Below are 15,670 nucleotides of genomic sequence, written 5' to 3' on the forward strand. Positions count from 1 at the left end.
TGCGCATAGAGAAAAGGCGTATCATTTCATTACCTTCACTCTCATCGATCAGGAAAATTCCTGCTCAGGTTAGCACCTTACAACAAGTGTAGGTTGCTGGGCTTCAAAGGGCCAGTCCCTCTACCGCTCTGGATAAGAGATATTCATTTTAGTTTTTCAACTAACTGAACTTTAGTATACTGGTTTACGCAACGAAAAGCAAGGGGTAGTCCGTCATCATAAGAATTTGGGCCATTCTTCCTGATTCACCTTTTGGTAGTGTGCATAAAACGCTTCGCCTTCTTCCGTTCGAGTGTAGCGAATTCCATCGCTCGACCGGTAGCGAAAAAGCAAACCAACTTCTTCAAGTTGATAAACGGCCAGCAAAAATTCCGTCTTATTAGCGAGGGCACTCCCTCCGTTTCTTGCACGATCATTAATTAGTTCATTCATATTGGACGAACCTTGATAAACATTTTCAATGATTTGAAAAGCAACTTCAAAGGGTAACCGCATTCTTTCACACACTTTCATTTTCCAGATTCATTTTAATTATACAAGAAACACATGGTTTTTTCTTGAAAAAATTTGAAAAGTTTTACGTATTTTTTGGATAAAGCGCCAAATTTTGCCGCGGTTCCGGGCAACCAGACGATAAATCCATTCTCCTAAAATTGGGACAAGTGGCAAGTAAAGAAGTAAGGCACCCCACTTGATCACTGGAAGTGTCCTTAAAACTCGTCGAATCGCTGAGAAACCGCGATAAATTCGACCATTCTCAGAGACAACATGAAGCTCTCTTAGTAAATCTATTTGATTAAAATAAATTCCGCTATCTGCTTGAAGCTTTTCAAAGTCGAGCAAATGTCGTTTATCTAACCTTTCTGCGTGGTCTTTCACCCATTTGCAAAAAGAACAGTTTCCATCATATAAAACTCGATATCGCACAATAAAAACCTCCTCCTTCGTGTTTTTCCTCTTATCATATTTTTAAACCTGTGGTATGATTAAGGATATTAAAAATAGAATTTGTTCGCACTCGAGCAATAAAGGAGTTAAATTATGGGTCTATTTATACTTACTCTAATCCTTTTAGCCGGATTTATCGTAGCCATGCTACTTTTTGAATTCGTCTTCAAACTAGAATGGTTCAAATATTTTTTAGCCACAATTGGATTAATTGCAAGTGGCATTATTTTCTTTATTAGTTTTTATGGCGGTGGATTGAAGCAAACTGAAATTGCCATTGCACTCTTTTTTGCGAGTTTCGGTGAATATATCTGTTCACTTGTCATCAGTCTCGTTCGATTGATTCAGCGTAAAAAAGAACAGGCTTAAAATTTTAAAACCAGACAGAAAAATTTCTGTCTGGTTTTTCATTACTTCGCATAAACGTTTGTAAAAGCTTGCCGAATAACAGCGCAAGATTCTCGATAATGTTTTTCTTCTTCTGTCGTTAATTGTTCAAGTGGTAAAATCTGACAAACACCGTTTCGTCCAATAACTGCTGGTCGCCCGGCATACACTTCTTCAGCTTCGTCATAAACCGAAACAGGCAGGACTTCACGCGCATCATCAAGCACAATTGCAACAAGCCGAGCAGCAGCTGTCGCGATGCCAAAACTTGTCCAGCCTTTTCCCATTAAAATGTTCCAACCACGAGCTCGCACCGTTTCTTTAAATTCCATTTGCTCTTCTGCAGAAAGCAACTCGAGTGCTCGTTTTGTCCCAACTTCAACACCCGACCAAGCGATAAACTGAGATTCTCCGTGTTCGCCGAGCACGTATCCTGAGATGCTTTTAGGCGAAACTTGAAAATGCTCTCCAAGTGCACTTCGCATCCTCATCGTATCAAGCAAGGTTCCTGTTCCAAGCACCTGTCTATTCGGAAGTCCACTTTCCTTTGCAATGATCTGCGTGATAACATCACATGGGTTTGTGATGTTAATAAAAATTCCATTAAAACCCGTCTGCATGACTTTAGGAATGATCGAACGAACAGCTTCACTTGTCTCTTTTAATTCTTCCATCCGATCCTTTTCTAGTAACGTTGTAGGTCCAATCGCCATCACGATCACAGCCGCATCGCGCAGCAACTCATAGCCACCCGAAACAACATTCGTATAAGAGCGTGTTGCAGACAACATATCCCGAAGCTCCATGGCTTCACTGCTTGCCTTCTCCGTGTTCTGATCCACTAAAACAAGTTCCGAACAAATTCCTTGTGTGACGATTGAAAAAGCGACATCCGATCCAACGTGACCACATCCAATAATTCCAACTTTCTGTTGCATTTTCATTGCCTCCTCTTAGTTGCTTGAATTTAGCGAAACAAGTTCATATGTTAGCAGCGTTACATCGTTTTCCCAGACAACTTTACGCGGGATTACCATGCCGCTTGTTTCACCCTCTTTTATTTTGCGAAGCTCGATTTCAATATCCAGTGGATAAATTCGGTAGCCCGCTTTTTCGAGTCTGAATAAGTTTTCTCCGATTCTTTCTTCGTTTCCTTTTGTTACGACCATCGTATTCACTTCAAGCTGCATTCCCATTAGGATCCCTCCAATTCTTATTTTCTATCATAGCAGAAAATCGCCATTTTTGCCCAGCAAGTCGTCAAGTCTTTTTAAAATTTCTTGCATCCCCGCATCACGCATAAAAAAACTAAACCCTTCCTCTTGAACGATTTCTCGCAAATGCCCCTTGATAAGTCTAGGTCCCCCCGTTTCCAGATAATCATCTTTCAACTCGATTTGTTTAATTTCACAGAAAAAAACGCGTTTCGTAAAAGGACGATCGGGTGCTAGCACTTCATAATCAGCCACAAAAAGAAATTCACCTGGAATCGCACCGGTTTCTTCCATTAGTTCCCGCTTTGCTGTTGCAAAATTATCTTCACGAGCTTCTCCTTTTCCACCTGGAAATTCGAGCCCTCGAATTTTATGTTCCGTAAAAAGCCACTTTCCTTCGTAATGCGGGATCACAAGAACATCCTTTTGTTCCCCTTCTGACTGCGCAAAATGAATTTTCACATCGTTCCCGTAAGCATCTTGATAAACAAACACAATCATCGTTCCTTTCTTTTTTTCAAAAATATGATAAGCTTAATTTAGTAAATTTTAGAAGGTGAATTCCGTGTTAAAAAAAATTTTAGTCGGCTTGATTGGCCTATATCGAAAATTCATTTCACCGCTTACGCCACCTTCTTGTCGATTTTCGCCCACTTGTTCAGAATACGGCATCGAAGCGATTCAGACACATGGAGCGCTCAAAGGAAGCTATCTAACCATTCGACGAATTTTAAAATGCCATCCCTTTCATAAAGGTGGATTTGATCCTGTGCCAAAAAAAAAATCTGCTTCCCATTCTGAACATCACCATCATTAATATAGCACAAAAAACTGTCTTCTAGCAGGCAGTTTTTCTTTTTCTACAGAAAACACTTGCTTTTCCACTTTTTTTCCTGTAAGATCAATAACGGATAATAAATCGGAGCGATTACGATTTATTTTTTTGATTCCTAAAACGGAATGATTTTGATTTGAGGAGTTGAGTATTACCGATGAAAAACTGGCAAAAACTGCTAGCCCCTTTACTTATTCTCGTTTTACTGCTTGCTGCCTGCGGTGGATCAGACGAAGCGAAAAAAGAAGATGGGAAGATTCAAGTCTATACGACCGTTTATCCCCTGACTTACTTAACACAACAAATTGGAGGTTCTTATGTACATGTGAAAAGCATTTATCCTGCTGGTGCAGATGCGCATAGCTTCGAACCCACTCAAAAAGACATGCTGAAACTAGCAAATAGCAACCTTTTCTTCTACATTGGCCTCGGAATGGAAGGGTTTGTCGATAAAGCCAAAACAACTTTAAAAGATGAAAACGTGTCCTTTATTCCGCTCGCTGAAAAACTCGATCTTCCGAAAGATCCTGACGCCGCGAATGAAGAAGAACACGATCACGAAGATGAAGATCATGACCACGGTGATATAAATCCACACGTCTGGCTTTATCCAAAATATATGGAAGAAATGGCTAAAATCGTCAAAGATCGTTTAACGCAAGAAATGCCGAAACAAAAAGCTACTTTTGAAGCCAACTACAAAAAAACCATTGAAAAACTTAAAAAGCTTGATAATGCTTATGCAGAAATGGCGAAAACAGCCAAACATAAAGACTTTGTAACCGCGCATGCCGCTTACAGCTATTGGGATACGGCATATGGCTTGCACCAAATTCCGATTGCTGGGATTTCAACGAGTGATGAGCCGTCACAAAAGAAACTACAAACCATTGTTCAAACGATCAAGAAAGATAAGATCCCCTACATTATGCTAGAACAAAATACAAATTCCAAGATTGCCGATGTCATTCAAAGCGAAACGGATACAAAAACATTGAAACTACACAATTTAGAAACATTAACTGAAAAAGATATTCATCAAAATCGAGATTATATTTCTATTATGAACGATAACTTGGAAGCATTAAAAGAAGCATTAAACTATTAAAAAACTGGGGCATTTTTCGCCCCAGTTTTTTAATTTTCGTATTCCGCTTGCCAAATGTCCTCTGCGACAGCTTTCTTCACATCTGGAATATCTTTTGTATTCACTTGATCATGAATCGCTGCTTGCACAACTGCTTCCGTAACCGCTAGCGAGACTTTGCGAACTTCTTTGACAGGTGGAAGTAACGATGCGCCTTGGCGTTTTAAATCTTGCAATTCGCCTAAACTATTCGCCGCACTTGATAGCATACCATCTGTTACTCGTTTAGCTTTTGAAATCACAATGCCCAGTCCAAGTCCTGGATAAAGTAAAGCATTATTCGCTTGTCCGATCTCGTAAGAAACGCCTTGATAAGGAACTGGTTTTGACGGACTTCCCGTTACGACAAGTGCCTTTCCATCACTCCACCGAATTAAATCTTCAGCTTTCGCTTCAGCTAAATGAGTTGGATTTGAAATAGGCATGATCGCAGGTCGCGCTTGATACGCGCACATCGCTGTCACCGCTTCTTGTGTAAAAGCACCTGGTTGCCCACTCGTGCCAATCAAAACGGTTGGCATAACATGTTGAATGATTTCTGGAAGCTCTGTCAAACCACGTAACTCCACTTCTTTTCGAGCTAGCCGACTCTGTCCATCCGTTAAATCTAGCATATCCTCAGTGATCAAACCATTTCGGTCAATCAAATAAAATTGATTTCGTGCCGCTTCTTCGCTCAAACCAGCACGAACTAGTTCAAGCTTAATTTGTTCCGCCACGCCCACACCAGCGGTTCCTGCCCCAAAAATCAAAAAGCGATGCTCCGTAAGCGATTTTTGCGTTACTTTGCTCACCGCATGTGCCGCTGCAGCCATCATGACTCCTGTTCCTTGAATATCATCATTAAACGTTGTTAGGCGATTTCGATATCGTTCAAGAATGACACTCGCATTTTCACGGCCAAAGTCTTCCCAGTGGAATAAAACCCCTGGAAATGCCTTTTCAGCTTCTATAGCTAGGCGGTCAATAAACTGAAGATAGGTTTCGCCCGTCAAACGCGGTTTTTTCTTGCCTACATAATGAGGATCATTTAAAAGTTCCGAACGGCTTGTCCCGTTATCAATCACAACAGGCAAAACGCGTTTCGGGTCAATTCCAGAGGCAACCGTGTAAACGGCAAGCTTCCCAACCGCAATCATTACACCGCCAACTCCCCAGTCGCCAATCCCAAGCACGCCTTCTCCATCTGTAATCACGAGCAAATCAACCTGCTCAAGCGAACGACTGGCTTCAAGAAGAGCATCCCGAATCCGTTCTGGATGTTCACTATCGAGGAAAACCGCTTCTGTCATTTCCGCGAAATCCTTCGAATAGTGCATCACACTATCCGCAATGGTTGGCGTATAAATAACAGGAAGCAATTCTTCGATATGTTCACTAATCAGCCGGTAAAACAAAACGCGATTCGTATGATAAAGCGTCATCAAATATTTATTTTTCGCATAGTGATCTGTGAGTTCGCCAAGTTTTTGATATTCGAGTTCCACTTGTTCAAGTAGCGTGCGAGTTTTATCAGGCAGTAACCCATGCAATCCATAAGACTCGCGTTCTTGCTCAGTAAAAGCAAGTCCTTTATTTAAAAAGGGATCCTCTAAACGTGCTTTTCCTTTCAAGTCGAGCATTTTTTCTTCCCCTTCCCATTTTTCTTAGTACTTACTTCGTTTTTAACTTGTGACGCTGAATTTTACCAGAAGCCGTTCTTGGAAGAGTTTCACGGAAAATCAACCGTTTGGGTATTTTGAAAGCCGCTAATTGCTTTTTCAGCCGCTGAAAAATTTCCGCTTCCGAAATCTCAGACCGCTTGACAAGGTGCGCAACGGGAATTTCTCCCCACTCTGAATCAGACTCACCCACAATAGCCGCTTCCGAAATTTCTGGAAAACTTAAAAGTAGATGTTCCACTTCGGTCGGATAAACATTTTCTCCACCAGAAATAATCAAGTCACTACGTCGCTCAGAGACAAATAAATAGCCATCTTGATCGAGATAACCGATATCGCCAGTTTTAAAATAACCGTCAGAAAAAGCCTCTTTCGTTGCTTTTTCATTATGTAAATAACCCGCAAAAACTGTCGGCCCTTTAATCCAAATTTCTCCGTCACGATCTGTTTCGCTTTGCTTCACAATCTTTAATTCAGAAGGAAAAAGAATACGTCCAGATGAACCAATTTTCGCGCGAGCCTCTTCTGGCGCAAGCGAAACAACTTGCGAAGCCGTTTCCGTCATCCCAAACGATTGAACAAGTGGAAACCCACGCTCCAAGCTATCCGAAACAACAGAAGCTGGTGCCGCACTGCCACCGAGCAAAACCACCCGCAAATTCGGATGTACCAAAACCTCTGGATCTCGGTCAAGCAAGCGTTTTAGCATCGTCAGAACCACTGAAATATGCGTCACTTCCCCGTTTTCGAGTTTTGACGCCACGTTTTCAACATCAAATTTTTGCTCCAAATAAACTGGCATGCCATAAATCATACTGCGCATCAAAATCGAAAGCCCGCTAATATGAAAAATCGGCACGACACAAAGCCAAGCATCACGTTCCTTTTGAAAACCAAAATTGAGCATAGACGCCGTCGCACTGAAGAAATGATTCCCGAAGGTTTGCAAAACTCCCTTCGGTTTCCCCGTCGTACCTGAAGTGTACATCAAAGAAGCCACATCCGCCAAGTCTAAGTCCATTTCGGTGAAAGCTGCGCCAGACAAAGCTTCAAGCGCTGAAAAAGATTGTACAGACACATTTAAATCCACCGCTTTTTCCGAAAAATCATCTTGAAATAGGCAATACTCTGCCCCGCTATCCGCAAGTTGATAGTTCATCTCACTCGCTGAAAGTCGGTTATTCAAAAAAACCGGAACAGCGCCAAGCAGTCCAAGTGCATGAATCCAAAAATAGGTCGCTGCGTCGTTTTGACCAAGCAAACCTACAAAATCGTGTTTTTTAATTCCGAGAGCCGAAAGTCGCATCGCAAATGCCCTTGCCGTCTCATAAACCTCTGCGAACGAAAACGACTTCCCTTCAAAATAAAGCGCAGTTTTCTCACCCGAAAGCTGCGCTCGCATTTTAAGCCAATGTTCCATTTTGATCACGGAAACTTCGGAAATTGATCAAAGTCAGGATCGCGTTTTTCCTTAAAGGCATCGCGACCTTCCTTCGCTTCATCCGTTGTATAGTAAAGTAAAGTAGCATCCCCGGCAAGTTGTTGAATGCCCGCAAGACCATCCGTATCCGCATTAAAGGCAGCCTTGATAAAACGAAGCGCCGTTGGACTCTTCTTAAGCATTTCCTTCGCCCAAGCAAGCGTTTCTGTTTCGAGTTCCGCAAGTGGCACAACCGTGTTGATCCATCCCATATCAAGCGCTTCTTCAGCCGTATACTGGCGACACATGAACCAAACTTCTTTCGCTTTCTTGTGCCCAATTACACGCGCCAAGTAGCCCGAGCCGTATCCCGCATCAAAGCTTCCGACATTTGGCCCCGTTTGGCCAAACTTCGCATTATCTGCTGCAATCGTAATATCACAAACCAGTTGAAGTACATTACCGCCGCCAATAGACCAGCCAGCAACCATCGCAATGACAGGTTTCGGAATCACACGAATCAAGCGTTGCAAATCCAAAACATTGAGCCGAGGAATTTGGTCATCACCAACGTAACCCCCATGACCACGAACCTTCTGATCGCCGCCCGAACAAAAAGCTTTATCGCCTTCACCTGTTAAAATAATCACGCCGATTTTTTCATCATCACGAGCTATGCTAAACGCATCCATCATTTCCATCACCGTTTTTGGAGTAAACGCATTATGTACATGTGGACGATTGATCGTTACCTTAGCCACTCCTTCAAAAGATTCATATTTGATTTCTTCGTATTCCTTTTCCGTTGTCCAGTTCACCATAAACTAAACCCTCCTATAAATAATCCTTACAAAAGCGCTGAATCACCCGTGCCGTCTCTTCTGGTGCCTCAAGCTGTAAAGCATGACCAACACCCGCTATTTCATGATAAACCCGATTCGGCAGTTTCTCAAGCATTTCATTTGCAAGCCTCGTAAATTTCAAATCCTTCTCACCCGCAAGAAGCAAAACCGGAAGTGTGAGTTCCGGCAAGTTGTCCCAGTATGAAGGAATCACCCCCGTTCCGACCCCAAGCAAGCTTTTCGCAAGTCCCTCTGAATTTTGCCCGAGCCGTTCAGTTTGGATCTTTTCTTGACTAGAAACAGGAAGTGCGCGCTGAGAATCAAAAAGAGCGAGCCGCTCCCATTTTTGCACAAACAAATCAATCCCGCTTGTGCGCAGTAAATCTACCCAGTTCTCATCTTGCTTACGCCGCTTGCGCCGCTCACTTTCCGTCTTCAATCCCGGTGAGCTACTCATAAGCACAAGCCCCGAAAAAGCATCCGGATGATCTACAGAAAGCGCAAGCGCGATCCTTCCTCCCATTGAATACCCCAGTAAAACAGGCTTTTCTCTGGGACACTCCGCTTCTAAAATCGCAAGTAAAGCCCTTTCCGTTTCTTGAAGCGAATAATCCTTCTCACTAGTCGCTTGTGACTTACCGTGTCCAGGTAAATCAGGCAGAATCACCGTCCCATAAGACAAGTGTTGAAGCAATTCTTGAAACGTTTCATGTGTTCCTGTAAAACCATGAAGCATCAAAAAAATGGGCCCCGGCCCGAAACGCTTCACCTCATAGAACAAATTCATTTAGAATCACGTTCAATCTGGTCCGCTATCTTTTGCCATAGCAAGTCATGCCCTGCCTTATTTTCATGTCGATTTGTATGCACTTCAATAATATCAAGCCCTTTGTGATAAGCCGCCTTATCTAGCGCATCGCGAAACGCTTCTACTGCAAACACCTCTTCATAATTCGCATCATAAAGCGCTGCCGCGTAACGGAAGTCCAAATCTGTTGCCGTGCCAAATAATGTCTCGAAATACTTTGATTCCTTGCTTTGCGGTAAGAATGAAAAAATCCCTCCGCCGTTGTTATTTACCACAACAATCGTTAAATTCAACTTGTATTTTTTAGCCATCAAAAGCCCATTCATATCATGATAGAAAGATAAATCGCCAATTAAAAGATACATCGGTTGCAGTACTGTGCTAGCGCCAAGTGCTGCTGAAACCACGCCATCAATCCCATTTGCCCCGCGATTAGCGAGCATCTTAACTTTCTTATCCGTCTGCATAAAATACGTATCCACATCACGAATCGGCATACTGTTCCCGATAAACAAACCAGCTTCTTCAGGGAGTTGCTTCCTAAGTTCGTACACAACTTGCCCTTCTTCTAAACGGTCAATCGAAGTCATATGCTCTTCTAAAACGCGACGAGCCGCTTGATTATGAGATTGCCACCGGTTCAACCAGTGTTCGGGCTGTTTAACTTTTGCTTCCTTCAAAGCTTCTAGTAAAAAGCGCTCATCACAATGAATCATATCCGTGACACCTTTTACAGGATCCCGCCAAGCAGCCCCTGGATCAACTACGAATGTACGCACGTGTGAAAGAGATTCCAGCCAAATTTTCAGCGGTTTTGAAACTGGCATTCCACCAAAACGAATAACAATTTCCGGTTCCATTTCCTTTTTAAACGCATCGCTTTTCAGTAAAGCATCATAATTATCCACAACAAGCTCATCTAGTTCCCCGTAAGAACGAAGTCCTGAAAGTGGATCGGCCAAAATGGGCCAACCAAAATTTCGAGCTGTTTCGATAAATTTAGTTTCAATTTCTTTTTTATTGAGCGGCCCAACAATAAACAAGCCTTTCTTCCCATTACAAGCCTGTACCATCTTCGAAAGAGCTTCTTCTTCAAGCACTTCATGCGTATAATAAATGTGCACATGATGGCGCTTTTTATCCGTTGCCGCAAAAGGAGAAGGATCTAAGATCGGAATTAATGGCTCCCGAAGCGGGAAGTTCACATGAACCGGACCACGTGGCGTTTTGAGCGCGATATCGACAGAACGACTACCATGCCATTTTGCATAACGAATCATCTCTTCTGAGTCTTCTGGAAGTGCCATATCCGTAAAGCTTTTTACGTGAGTTCCAAACAAATGAATTTGATCCATTGCTTGTGGAGCCCCTACATTTCGCAATTCATGCGGACGGTCCGCCGTCAAAACAATAAGTGGAATCTGCGACAAATTCGCTTCCGCAACCGCAGGAAGATAATTGGCAACCGCTGTTCCACTTGTTGCAAGAAGCACAACAGGACGCTTAGAGGCTTTCGCCATTCCAAGTGCAAAAAAACCAGCCGAACGTTCATCCACATCTACATGTATCTTCAGTGTTGGGTGTTCTGCAAATAAAAGCGCAAGTGGCGTAGAACGTGATCCCGGACTAATCACTGTATCTTTTACACCTGCTTGAACCAGTTCTTCTACAAAAGCACTTAAATAAGTCGTCATCGCTTCTTGATGATTTGTCATAATTCCGTTCCCCCTAATACTCTAAGCATCGGTTGAAATTTCATCCGTGTCTCTTCTAATTCTTGCGCAGGTACAGAATCCGAAACAATTCCGCAACCCGCAAATAAAATACCTAACGAATCCACTACAAGCCCAGAACGAATCGCTACTGCAAATTCACCTTCGAAATCCATATCTACAAATCCAATTGGTGCACCATATAACCCACGATCATCCGTTTCTTTCATTCGAATAATCGCTTTGGCCATTTGTTGTGGCAAGCCGCCAAGTGCTGGTGTAGGATGAAGTGCTCGTGCGATCTCCGTAATCGTCACATCCGCGCGTTTCTTCGCTTTTATGTGCATATAAAGATGCTGAATATCGCGATTTTTAAGCAACACAGGCTCACTTGAAACCGATAAATCCTCTGTAAATCCTCGAAGTGTATCTTCAATCATATCCACTACATAGCGATGTTCACATAAATTTTTCGCATCCGTCAGTAGCTCATTTCCGAGTTTTTCATCCTCAACATCTGTTTTACCGCGAGGCGCAGATCCTGCTACACAAGCAGAGTAAACTTCTCCATCCGAGACTTCAACAAGCCGCTCTGGTGTAGCTCCAAAAAATAGTGCCGATCCTTTTTCAAGAACAAAGAAATAGCTACTGCTTTGCGTTTTTATCATCTGCTCCAAAACGGCCCCACTGTCAACTTGATGACCAAAGCGAAGTCCCATCCGTCGCGATAAAACGACTTTATGTAAGTCTTCGGAACCTTGTAGCAAACTAACAATTTCTGCTACATTCTCTAAAAAGGCATCCGGATCCAGTTCCTTAGCCGAAACAAGCGTATCAATTTCCAAACTTGGAACCGCTGCATTCGCAATTTTTTCCCACTGCGCCTGAACAGCTTCAAACTTGTTCGTTTCATCATCCGGATAAATGACAACATTTACCGTCAAGAAAACTTGTTCTTTCTTTTTCGTTACCATGAAAAGTGGCAAATAAAATAAAGCATCTTTAAAAAACTGCCACTCTTTTCCAGTTTCACGTTCAGGATCAAAAGCAAAGCCCCCGAAATAAAGTGGACCCGTTTGTTTTTCCGTCGCATTTGTAACCGTTCTAACTTTAAGTGCACGAATTCTATCTTCAAGACCCACATATGCATCTTTTTGTTTATCTTGAGCTAAAAATTGTTCAGTTACACCAAAACCTGCCAGTGTAAGAGTTTTTTCAGGATTTTGCCAAAAAAATCGTTCTCCAGAAAAAGCATCTTTTGCTTTCTGATATAAAACAAGCGGTGAAACATCAGACGTAAATTCATGAACATAACTAAGAAGTGCTGGTTCGTCCTTTGTCGCATGACGTTTTGCTTGTTCAAATAAAGCAAGAGGTAATGTGATTCCCATTTCTCATCTCTCCTTTACTACACTTCTTCTATTATATCAAAAGTGAGGCCTTCCTGCCTAATTTTCGCTTTCTTTCTTAAGGATTGACGAAACACGATTATTTCCCTAAAATGAAGAAAGACCGTTTAAAAAAGGAGCGAAAAAAAATGGCAACTTATGAAAAACAAGTTCTTGAAAAGGAATCCGGATTCAAAAAATGGTGGCGGCTACTTCGTCCACATACTTTAGTTGCCTCTTTTGTTCCCGTCTTTCTAGGCACATCCGTTGCAATGAGCTATACAAATTTTCATTTCTTACGTTTCATTGTCATGCTGATTGCCTGTTTTTTCATTCAAACTTCCGCCAATTTATTTAACGAATACTATGACTATAAAAAAGGACACGATGACGAGCATTCAGTTGGAAATGGAGGAGCTATCGTCAGAAATGGCATGCGCCCAGGATTCATTTTATTCCTAGCGATCTTCCTTTACATTCTTTCCATATTAGGCGGGATATATTTATCCATCGAGCTAAACTGGTATGTTGGCTTACTTGGCGCCATTTGCATGCTTGTTGGTTACCTGTATACTGGTGGCCCCTACCCGATCGCCTACACACCCTTTGGTGAAATCATGGCAGGCTTTTTCATGGGAGGAATCATTACCTTTATTTCCTTCTATATTCAAGCTGAGTTTATCGGAAAAGAAATCGTTTATATTTCCATACCGGTAATGGTGCTCGTTGGTAACTTGCTTCTCGCTAATAGTTTACGAGACCTTGTTCCCGACAAAAAAAGCGGACGCCTCACCTTGGCAATTCTTTTAGGACGTAAGGCAGGAACCTTGCTGTTTGGCTTAGCCTTTTTATTCGCTTATGTCTTCGAGCTCTCACTTATCATTTGGATGGACGCACCTTACTGGACTTTAATCATCCTACTTAGTGCAAGAGAAGCCATCCGAGCCGTTCGAGGCTACATTGGTAAAAGCGAGCCACTCTCGATGATGCCAGCCATGAAAGCAACATCCAAGGCCATCACTTTCTTTGGATTACTGCTTGCCATTGCATATTTACTCAGTTTACTTCAAAAAAATCTATTTATGTAAATCAAAAAAAGCAGTTGGCTTTGTTTTATGAAACAAAGCCAACTGCTTTTTCATGCCATATTTTTTCGTTGTGTAAATAAGCCAAATGATCCAAGTGCGAGCAAAATCGCAATCACATAATAAAAGCTCACCGAACCAAGCATCCCAATAAGCGCCCCCGTTATACTTGGGCCGAGGATACTCCCCATACTGAAGCACATCCCAACTAATATGTTTCCTGCAGGAAGAAGTTCGACAGGTGTCAAATCGGTCATATAGGAAAGCCCGAGCGAGTAAAGCGACCCGACAAGAATCCCGAGAACAAAGAAAATCACAATAAAAAGCCAATTTGTCGAGATAAAAGCAAGTGATAAAAAGACTAGGCTTCCTAAAAAAGTAAAAATCGGTAGCACCTTGCCACGTCCCATTTTGTCACTAAAAATTCCAATTGGGACTTGAAACAAAATGGTCCCAACAGAAAAAGATGAAATAATGGTTGTGATTAAAAACGTATCCATGTTATCTCGCAAACCCACAATCGGAAATGTCGCATTTAAACCGGTTTCAAGAACGCCATATAGAAATGGCGGAATCATTGCTACCCATGCAAATTTAAGCACTGTAGAAAAACGTTTCATACTTGCAAAAAAAGAAATCTGCCGTATTTCCTCACCTTCCGAAATAAATTCATTCCGAATAAACCAAATTAACGACCAAGCAATCAATACAAGCACGCCTGAAGCATAAAAAGGAAAATTAGGGCTAATATGCGTTAAATTAACCAATTGTGGTCCAACCGCAAATCCAAGCGAGAAAAACAACCCATAAACAGCCATATTCCTTCCACGCTTTTGCGGTTCCGTCATTGCACCAATCCAAGTTTGCGAAGAAAAATGTAACATATGATCCCCTATACCAATAACTAAGCGTAAGAAAAACCAGAAGAATAAATTAAACCAAACAGGAAATAGCAATAATGCTATAGCAACCAAAAAACCACCCATTAAAATAATTGGCTTAAATCCATATTTATGTAGTGGGGCCTCAATGAACGGAGAAATCAAAAGAACGCCGATGTAAATTCCCGTAGCATGGAAGCCATTGATTCCAGAACTAATCCCTTTCTCTTCAAAAATAATCGAAATTAACGGTAAAAGTAGTCCTTGTGAAAGACCAGAAATAGCCACAATAACCGTTAAAATCCAAAACTCTTTTCTCTTATTTTGCAAAGAAACCCCCTCCTTTTTTAACTAAAAGAAAAACAATGCCTAGGAACCTAAGCATTGTCTTTAAAATGACCCGTACGGGATTCGAACCCGTGTTACCGCCGTGAAAGGGCGGTGTCTTAACCGCTTGACCAACGGGCCTAAACTGGCGGAGAAGGAGGGATTTGAACCCTCGCGCCGCGCGAGCGACCTACACCCTTAGCAGGGGCGCCTCTTCAGCCACTTGAGTACTTCTCCATTATTATTATAAATCCTATTTTAAAAGGAACTCCACAGGTAGGACTCGAACCTACGACCGATCGGTTAACAGCCGATTGCTCTACCACTGAGCTACTGTGGAATCAAGTGGGCCTAAGTGGACTCGAACCACCGACCTCACGCTTATCAGGCGTGCGCTCTAACCAGCTGAGCTATAGGCCCCTAGTAAAAGAGCGGGTGAGGAGAATCGAACTCCCGATAACAGCTTGGAAGGCTGTGGTTTTACCACTAAACTACACCCGCATATGAAATTAATGTAACGAGGGCGGATGATGGGAATCGAACCCACGAATGTCGGAACCACAATCCGATGCGTTAACCACTTCGCCACACCCGCCATGGGCAAAAGTTTAAAAGTGGCTTGGGACAGAATCGAACTGCCGACACCTTGAGCTTCAATCAAGTGCTCTACCAACTGAGCTACCAAGCCAAATGGCGGTTCCGACGGGATTTGAACCCGCGATCTCCTGCGTGACAGGCAGGCATGTTAACCCCTACACCACGGAACCACGATTGCGGGGACAGGATTTGAACCTGCGACCTTCGGGTTATGAGCCCGACGAGCTACCAGACTGCTCCACCCCGCGACGATAATATGGTGGAGGTTAACGGGATCGAACCGCTGACCCTCTGCTTGTAAGGCAGATGCTCTCCCAGCTGAGCTAAACCTCCAAATGAACCTTGCCCGGCGGCGACCTACTCTCACAGGGGGAAGCCCCCAACTACCATCGGCGCGGAGAAGCTTAACTACCGTGTT

General features: G+C 42.7%; 16 protein-coding genes, 10 tRNA genes, 1 rRNA gene and 1 riboswitch. Of the genes, 4 read left to right on the top strand and 23 right to left on the bottom strand.

Translation table 11 applies throughout. The annotated features are described in order from the left end of the window. Positions 1–38: 38 nt before the first annotated feature. Positions 39–139, bottom strand: a riboswitch (SAM riboswitch). A 77-nt stretch (positions 140–216) separates the two neighbouring features. After that, positions 217–495, bottom strand: coding sequence for a DUF3116 family protein (locus tag HCK02_RS08000; RefSeq protein WP_167629608.1), 279 nt, complete (start codon positions 493–495; stop codon positions 217–219). Positions 496–531: 36 nt separating this feature from the next. Next, positions 532–927 carry a thiol-disulfide oxidoreductase DCC family protein gene (locus tag HCK02_RS08005; protein WP_167629609.1) on the bottom strand — a complete coding sequence of 132 codons (396 nt, stop codon included), beginning with the start codon at positions 925–927 and terminating at the stop codon, positions 532–534. A gap of 114 nt (positions 928–1,041) precedes the next feature. Between HCK02_RS08005 and HCK02_RS08010 the strand changes: the two genes are divergently transcribed. Then, complete coding sequence (locus HCK02_RS08010) at positions 1,042–1,317, top strand: hypothetical protein (RefSeq protein ID WP_167629610.1); 276 nt, start codon at positions 1,042–1,044, stop codon at positions 1,315–1,317. Positions 1,318–1,358: 41 nt separating this feature from the next. Here the strand turns inward: HCK02_RS08010 and HCK02_RS08015 are convergent, their stop codons facing one another. The 3 genes from HCK02_RS08015 to ytkD are packed head-to-tail and all read right to left on the bottom strand — an operon-like array spanning position 1,359 to position 3,044. Further along, the gene (locus tag HCK02_RS08015; protein WP_167629611.1) at positions 1,359–2,273 is read right to left on the bottom strand and encodes an L-lactate dehydrogenase; all 915 of its coding nucleotides are present in this window, start codon (positions 2,271–2,273) and stop codon (positions 1,359–1,361) included. Between the two features lie 15 nt (positions 2,274–2,288). Further along, a complete protein-coding gene (locus tag HCK02_RS08020; RefSeq protein ID WP_167629612.1) occupies positions 2,289–2,531 on the bottom strand; it encodes a DUF2584 domain-containing protein in 243 nt (80 codons plus the stop codon). A 27-nt stretch (positions 2,532–2,558) separates the two neighbouring features. Further along, complete coding sequence (gene ytkD, locus HCK02_RS08025) at positions 2,559–3,044, bottom strand: RNA deprotection pyrophosphohydrolase (RefSeq protein ID WP_167629613.1); 486 nt, start codon at positions 3,042–3,044, stop codon at positions 2,559–2,561. Positions 3,045–3,114: 70 nt separating this feature from the next. On the opposite strand from ytkD, the gene yidD reads away from it, so the two are divergent. Both yidD and HCK02_RS08035 read left to right on the top strand, forming a co-directional pair. Beyond that, positions 3,115–3,366 carry a membrane protein insertion efficiency factor YidD gene (gene yidD / locus HCK02_RS08030; protein WP_167629614.1) on the top strand — a complete coding sequence of 84 codons (252 nt, stop codon included), beginning with the start codon at positions 3,115–3,117 and terminating at the stop codon, positions 3,364–3,366. A gap of 175 nt (positions 3,367–3,541) precedes the next feature. Next, complete coding sequence (locus HCK02_RS08035; RefSeq protein WP_167629615.1) at positions 3,542–4,492, top strand: metal ABC transporter solute-binding protein, Zn/Mn family; 951 nt, start codon at positions 3,542–3,544, stop codon at positions 4,490–4,492. A 29-nt stretch (positions 4,493–4,521) separates the two neighbouring features. On the opposite strand, the gene HCK02_RS08040 is transcribed toward HCK02_RS08035, so the two are convergent. Genes HCK02_RS08040 through HCK02_RS08065 form a run of 6 tightly spaced genes read right to left on the bottom strand, consistent with a single transcriptional unit; the run spans position 4,522 to position 12,365 of the window. Beyond that, positions 4,522–6,153, bottom strand: a complete 1,632-nt coding sequence (locus HCK02_RS08040; RefSeq protein ID WP_167629616.1) for an NAD-dependent malic enzyme — start codon at positions 6,151–6,153, stop codon at positions 4,522–4,524. Between the two features lie 31 nt (positions 6,154–6,184). Further along, a complete protein-coding gene (locus HCK02_RS08045) occupies positions 6,185–7,612 on the bottom strand; it encodes an o-succinylbenzoate--CoA ligase (protein ID WP_167629617.1) in 1,428 nt (475 codons plus the stop codon). A 5-nt stretch (positions 7,613–7,617) separates the two neighbouring features. After that, positions 7,618–8,433 (bottom strand): 1,4-dihydroxy-2-naphthoyl-CoA synthase, encoded by an 816-nt coding sequence (gene menB / locus HCK02_RS08050; protein ID WP_122864796.1) that lies wholly within the window; start codon positions 8,431–8,433, stop codon positions 7,618–7,620. A gap of 13 nt (positions 8,434–8,446) precedes the next feature. Continuing rightward, positions 8,447–9,241 carry a 2-succinyl-6-hydroxy-2,4-cyclohexadiene-1-carboxylate synthase gene (gene menH / locus HCK02_RS08055; protein ID WP_167629618.1) on the bottom strand — a complete coding sequence of 265 codons (795 nt, stop codon included), beginning with the start codon at positions 9,239–9,241 and terminating at the stop codon, positions 8,447–8,449. Next, complete coding sequence (menD, locus tag HCK02_RS08060; protein ID WP_167629619.1) at positions 9,238–10,977, bottom strand: 2-succinyl-5-enolpyruvyl-6-hydroxy-3-cyclohexene-1-carboxylic-acid synthase; 1,740 nt, start codon at positions 10,975–10,977, stop codon at positions 9,238–9,240. Before menD ends, menH begins: the two co-directional genes overlap by 4 nt. Further along, a complete protein-coding gene (locus tag HCK02_RS08065; RefSeq protein WP_167629620.1) occupies positions 10,974–12,365 on the bottom strand; it encodes an isochorismate synthase in 1,392 nt (463 codons plus the stop codon). Before HCK02_RS08065 ends, menD begins: the two co-directional genes overlap by 4 nt. A gap of 146 nt (positions 12,366–12,511) precedes the next feature. Between HCK02_RS08065 and HCK02_RS08070 the strand changes: the two genes are divergently transcribed. Then, the gene (locus HCK02_RS08070; RefSeq protein WP_167629621.1) at positions 12,512–13,450 is read left to right on the top strand and encodes a 1,4-dihydroxy-2-naphthoate polyprenyltransferase; all 939 of its coding nucleotides are present in this window, start codon (positions 12,512–12,514) and stop codon (positions 13,448–13,450) included. Positions 13,451–13,500: 50 nt separating this feature from the next. Here HCK02_RS08070 and HCK02_RS08075 read toward each other — a convergent pair whose 3' ends face one another. The 12 genes from HCK02_RS08075 to rrf all read right to left on the bottom strand — a co-directional run. Continuing rightward, positions 13,501–14,658: an MFS transporter gene (locus HCK02_RS08075; RefSeq protein ID WP_167629622.1), complete on the bottom strand. Its 1,158-nt coding sequence runs from the start codon at positions 14,656–14,658 to the stop codon at positions 13,501–13,503. A 66-nt stretch (positions 14,659–14,724) separates the two neighbouring features. Then, positions 14,725–14,796, bottom strand: a tRNA-Glu gene (locus HCK02_RS08080). Between the two features lie 5 nt (positions 14,797–14,801). Then, positions 14,802–14,892: transfer RNA gene (locus HCK02_RS08085), tRNA-Ser, on the bottom strand. 31 nt (positions 14,893–14,923) lie between these two features. Then, positions 14,924–14,995 (bottom strand) — tRNA-Asn (locus HCK02_RS08090). A 6-nt stretch (positions 14,996–15,001) separates the two neighbouring features. Then, positions 15,002–15,075 (bottom strand) — tRNA-Ile (locus HCK02_RS08095). Between the two features lie 10 nt (positions 15,076–15,085). Continuing rightward, positions 15,086–15,156, bottom strand: a tRNA-Gly gene (locus HCK02_RS08100). Positions 15,157–15,177: 21 nt separating this feature from the next. Further along, a tRNA-His gene (locus HCK02_RS08105) sits at positions 15,178–15,250 on the bottom strand. A 20-nt stretch (positions 15,251–15,270) separates the two neighbouring features. Further along, positions 15,271–15,343: transfer RNA gene (locus tag HCK02_RS08110), tRNA-Phe, on the bottom strand. A gap of 3 nt (positions 15,344–15,346) precedes the next feature. Then, positions 15,347–15,422 (bottom strand) — tRNA-Asp (locus tag HCK02_RS08115). 4 nt (positions 15,423–15,426) lie between these two features. Beyond that, positions 15,427–15,500: transfer RNA gene (locus HCK02_RS08120), tRNA-Met, on the bottom strand. Between the two features lie 9 nt (positions 15,501–15,509). Continuing rightward, a tRNA-Val gene (locus tag HCK02_RS08125) sits at positions 15,510–15,585 on the bottom strand. A gap of 11 nt (positions 15,586–15,596) precedes the next feature. After that, positions 15,597–15,670: ribosomal RNA gene (gene rrf / locus HCK02_RS14280) — 5S ribosomal RNA — on the bottom strand; the annotation flags it as partial.

It is taken from the genome of Listeria valentina (assembly GCF_011800755.1).
GTDB classification, from domain to species: domain Bacteria; phylum Bacillota; class Bacilli; order Lactobacillales; family Listeriaceae; genus Listeria; species Listeria valentina.

Bases quoted from the DNA above. Each gene is read 5' to 3' on its own strand.
- HCK02_RS08010 (WP_167629610.1), top strand. From the start codon at position 1,042: ATGGGTCTATTTATACTTACTCTAATCCTTTTAGCCGGATTTATCGTA.
- menB (WP_122864796.1), bottom strand. From the start codon at position 8,433: ATGGTGAACTGGACAACGGAAAAGGAATACGAAGAAATCAAATATGAA.
- HCK02_RS08020 (WP_167629612.1), bottom strand. From the start codon at position 2,531: ATGGGAATGCAGCTTGAAGTGAATACGATGGTCGTAACAAAAGGAAAC.
- HCK02_RS08000 (WP_167629608.1), bottom strand. From the start codon at position 495: ATGCGGTTACCCTTTGAAGTTGCTTTTCAAATCATTGAAAATGTTTAT.
- HCK02_RS08035 (WP_167629615.1), top strand. From the start codon at position 3,542: ATGAAAAACTGGCAAAAACTGCTAGCCCCTTTACTTATTCTCGTTTTA.
- HCK02_RS08040 (WP_167629616.1), bottom strand. From the start codon at position 6,153: ATGCTCGACTTGAAAGGAAAAGCACGTTTAGAGGATCCCTTTTTAAAT.
- menD (WP_167629619.1), bottom strand. From the start codon at position 10,977: ATGACAAATCATCAAGAAGCGATGACGACTTATTTAAGTGCTTTTGTA.
- HCK02_RS08070 (WP_167629621.1), top strand. From the start codon at position 12,512: ATGGCAACTTATGAAAAACAAGTTCTTGAAAAGGAATCCGGATTCAAA.
- HCK02_RS08065 (WP_167629620.1), bottom strand. From the start codon at position 12,365: ATGGGAATCACATTACCTCTTGCTTTATTTGAACAAGCAAAACGTCAT.
- menH (WP_167629618.1), bottom strand. From the start codon at position 9,241: ATGAATTTGTTCTATGAGGTGAAGCGTTTCGGGCCGGGGCCCATTTTT.
- HCK02_RS08045 (WP_167629617.1), bottom strand. From the start codon at position 7,612: ATGGAACATTGGCTTAAAATGCGAGCGCAGCTTTCGGGTGAGAAAACT.
- HCK02_RS08015 (WP_167629611.1), bottom strand. From the start codon at position 2,273: ATGCAACAGAAAGTTGGAATTATTGGATGTGGTCACGTTGGATCGGAT.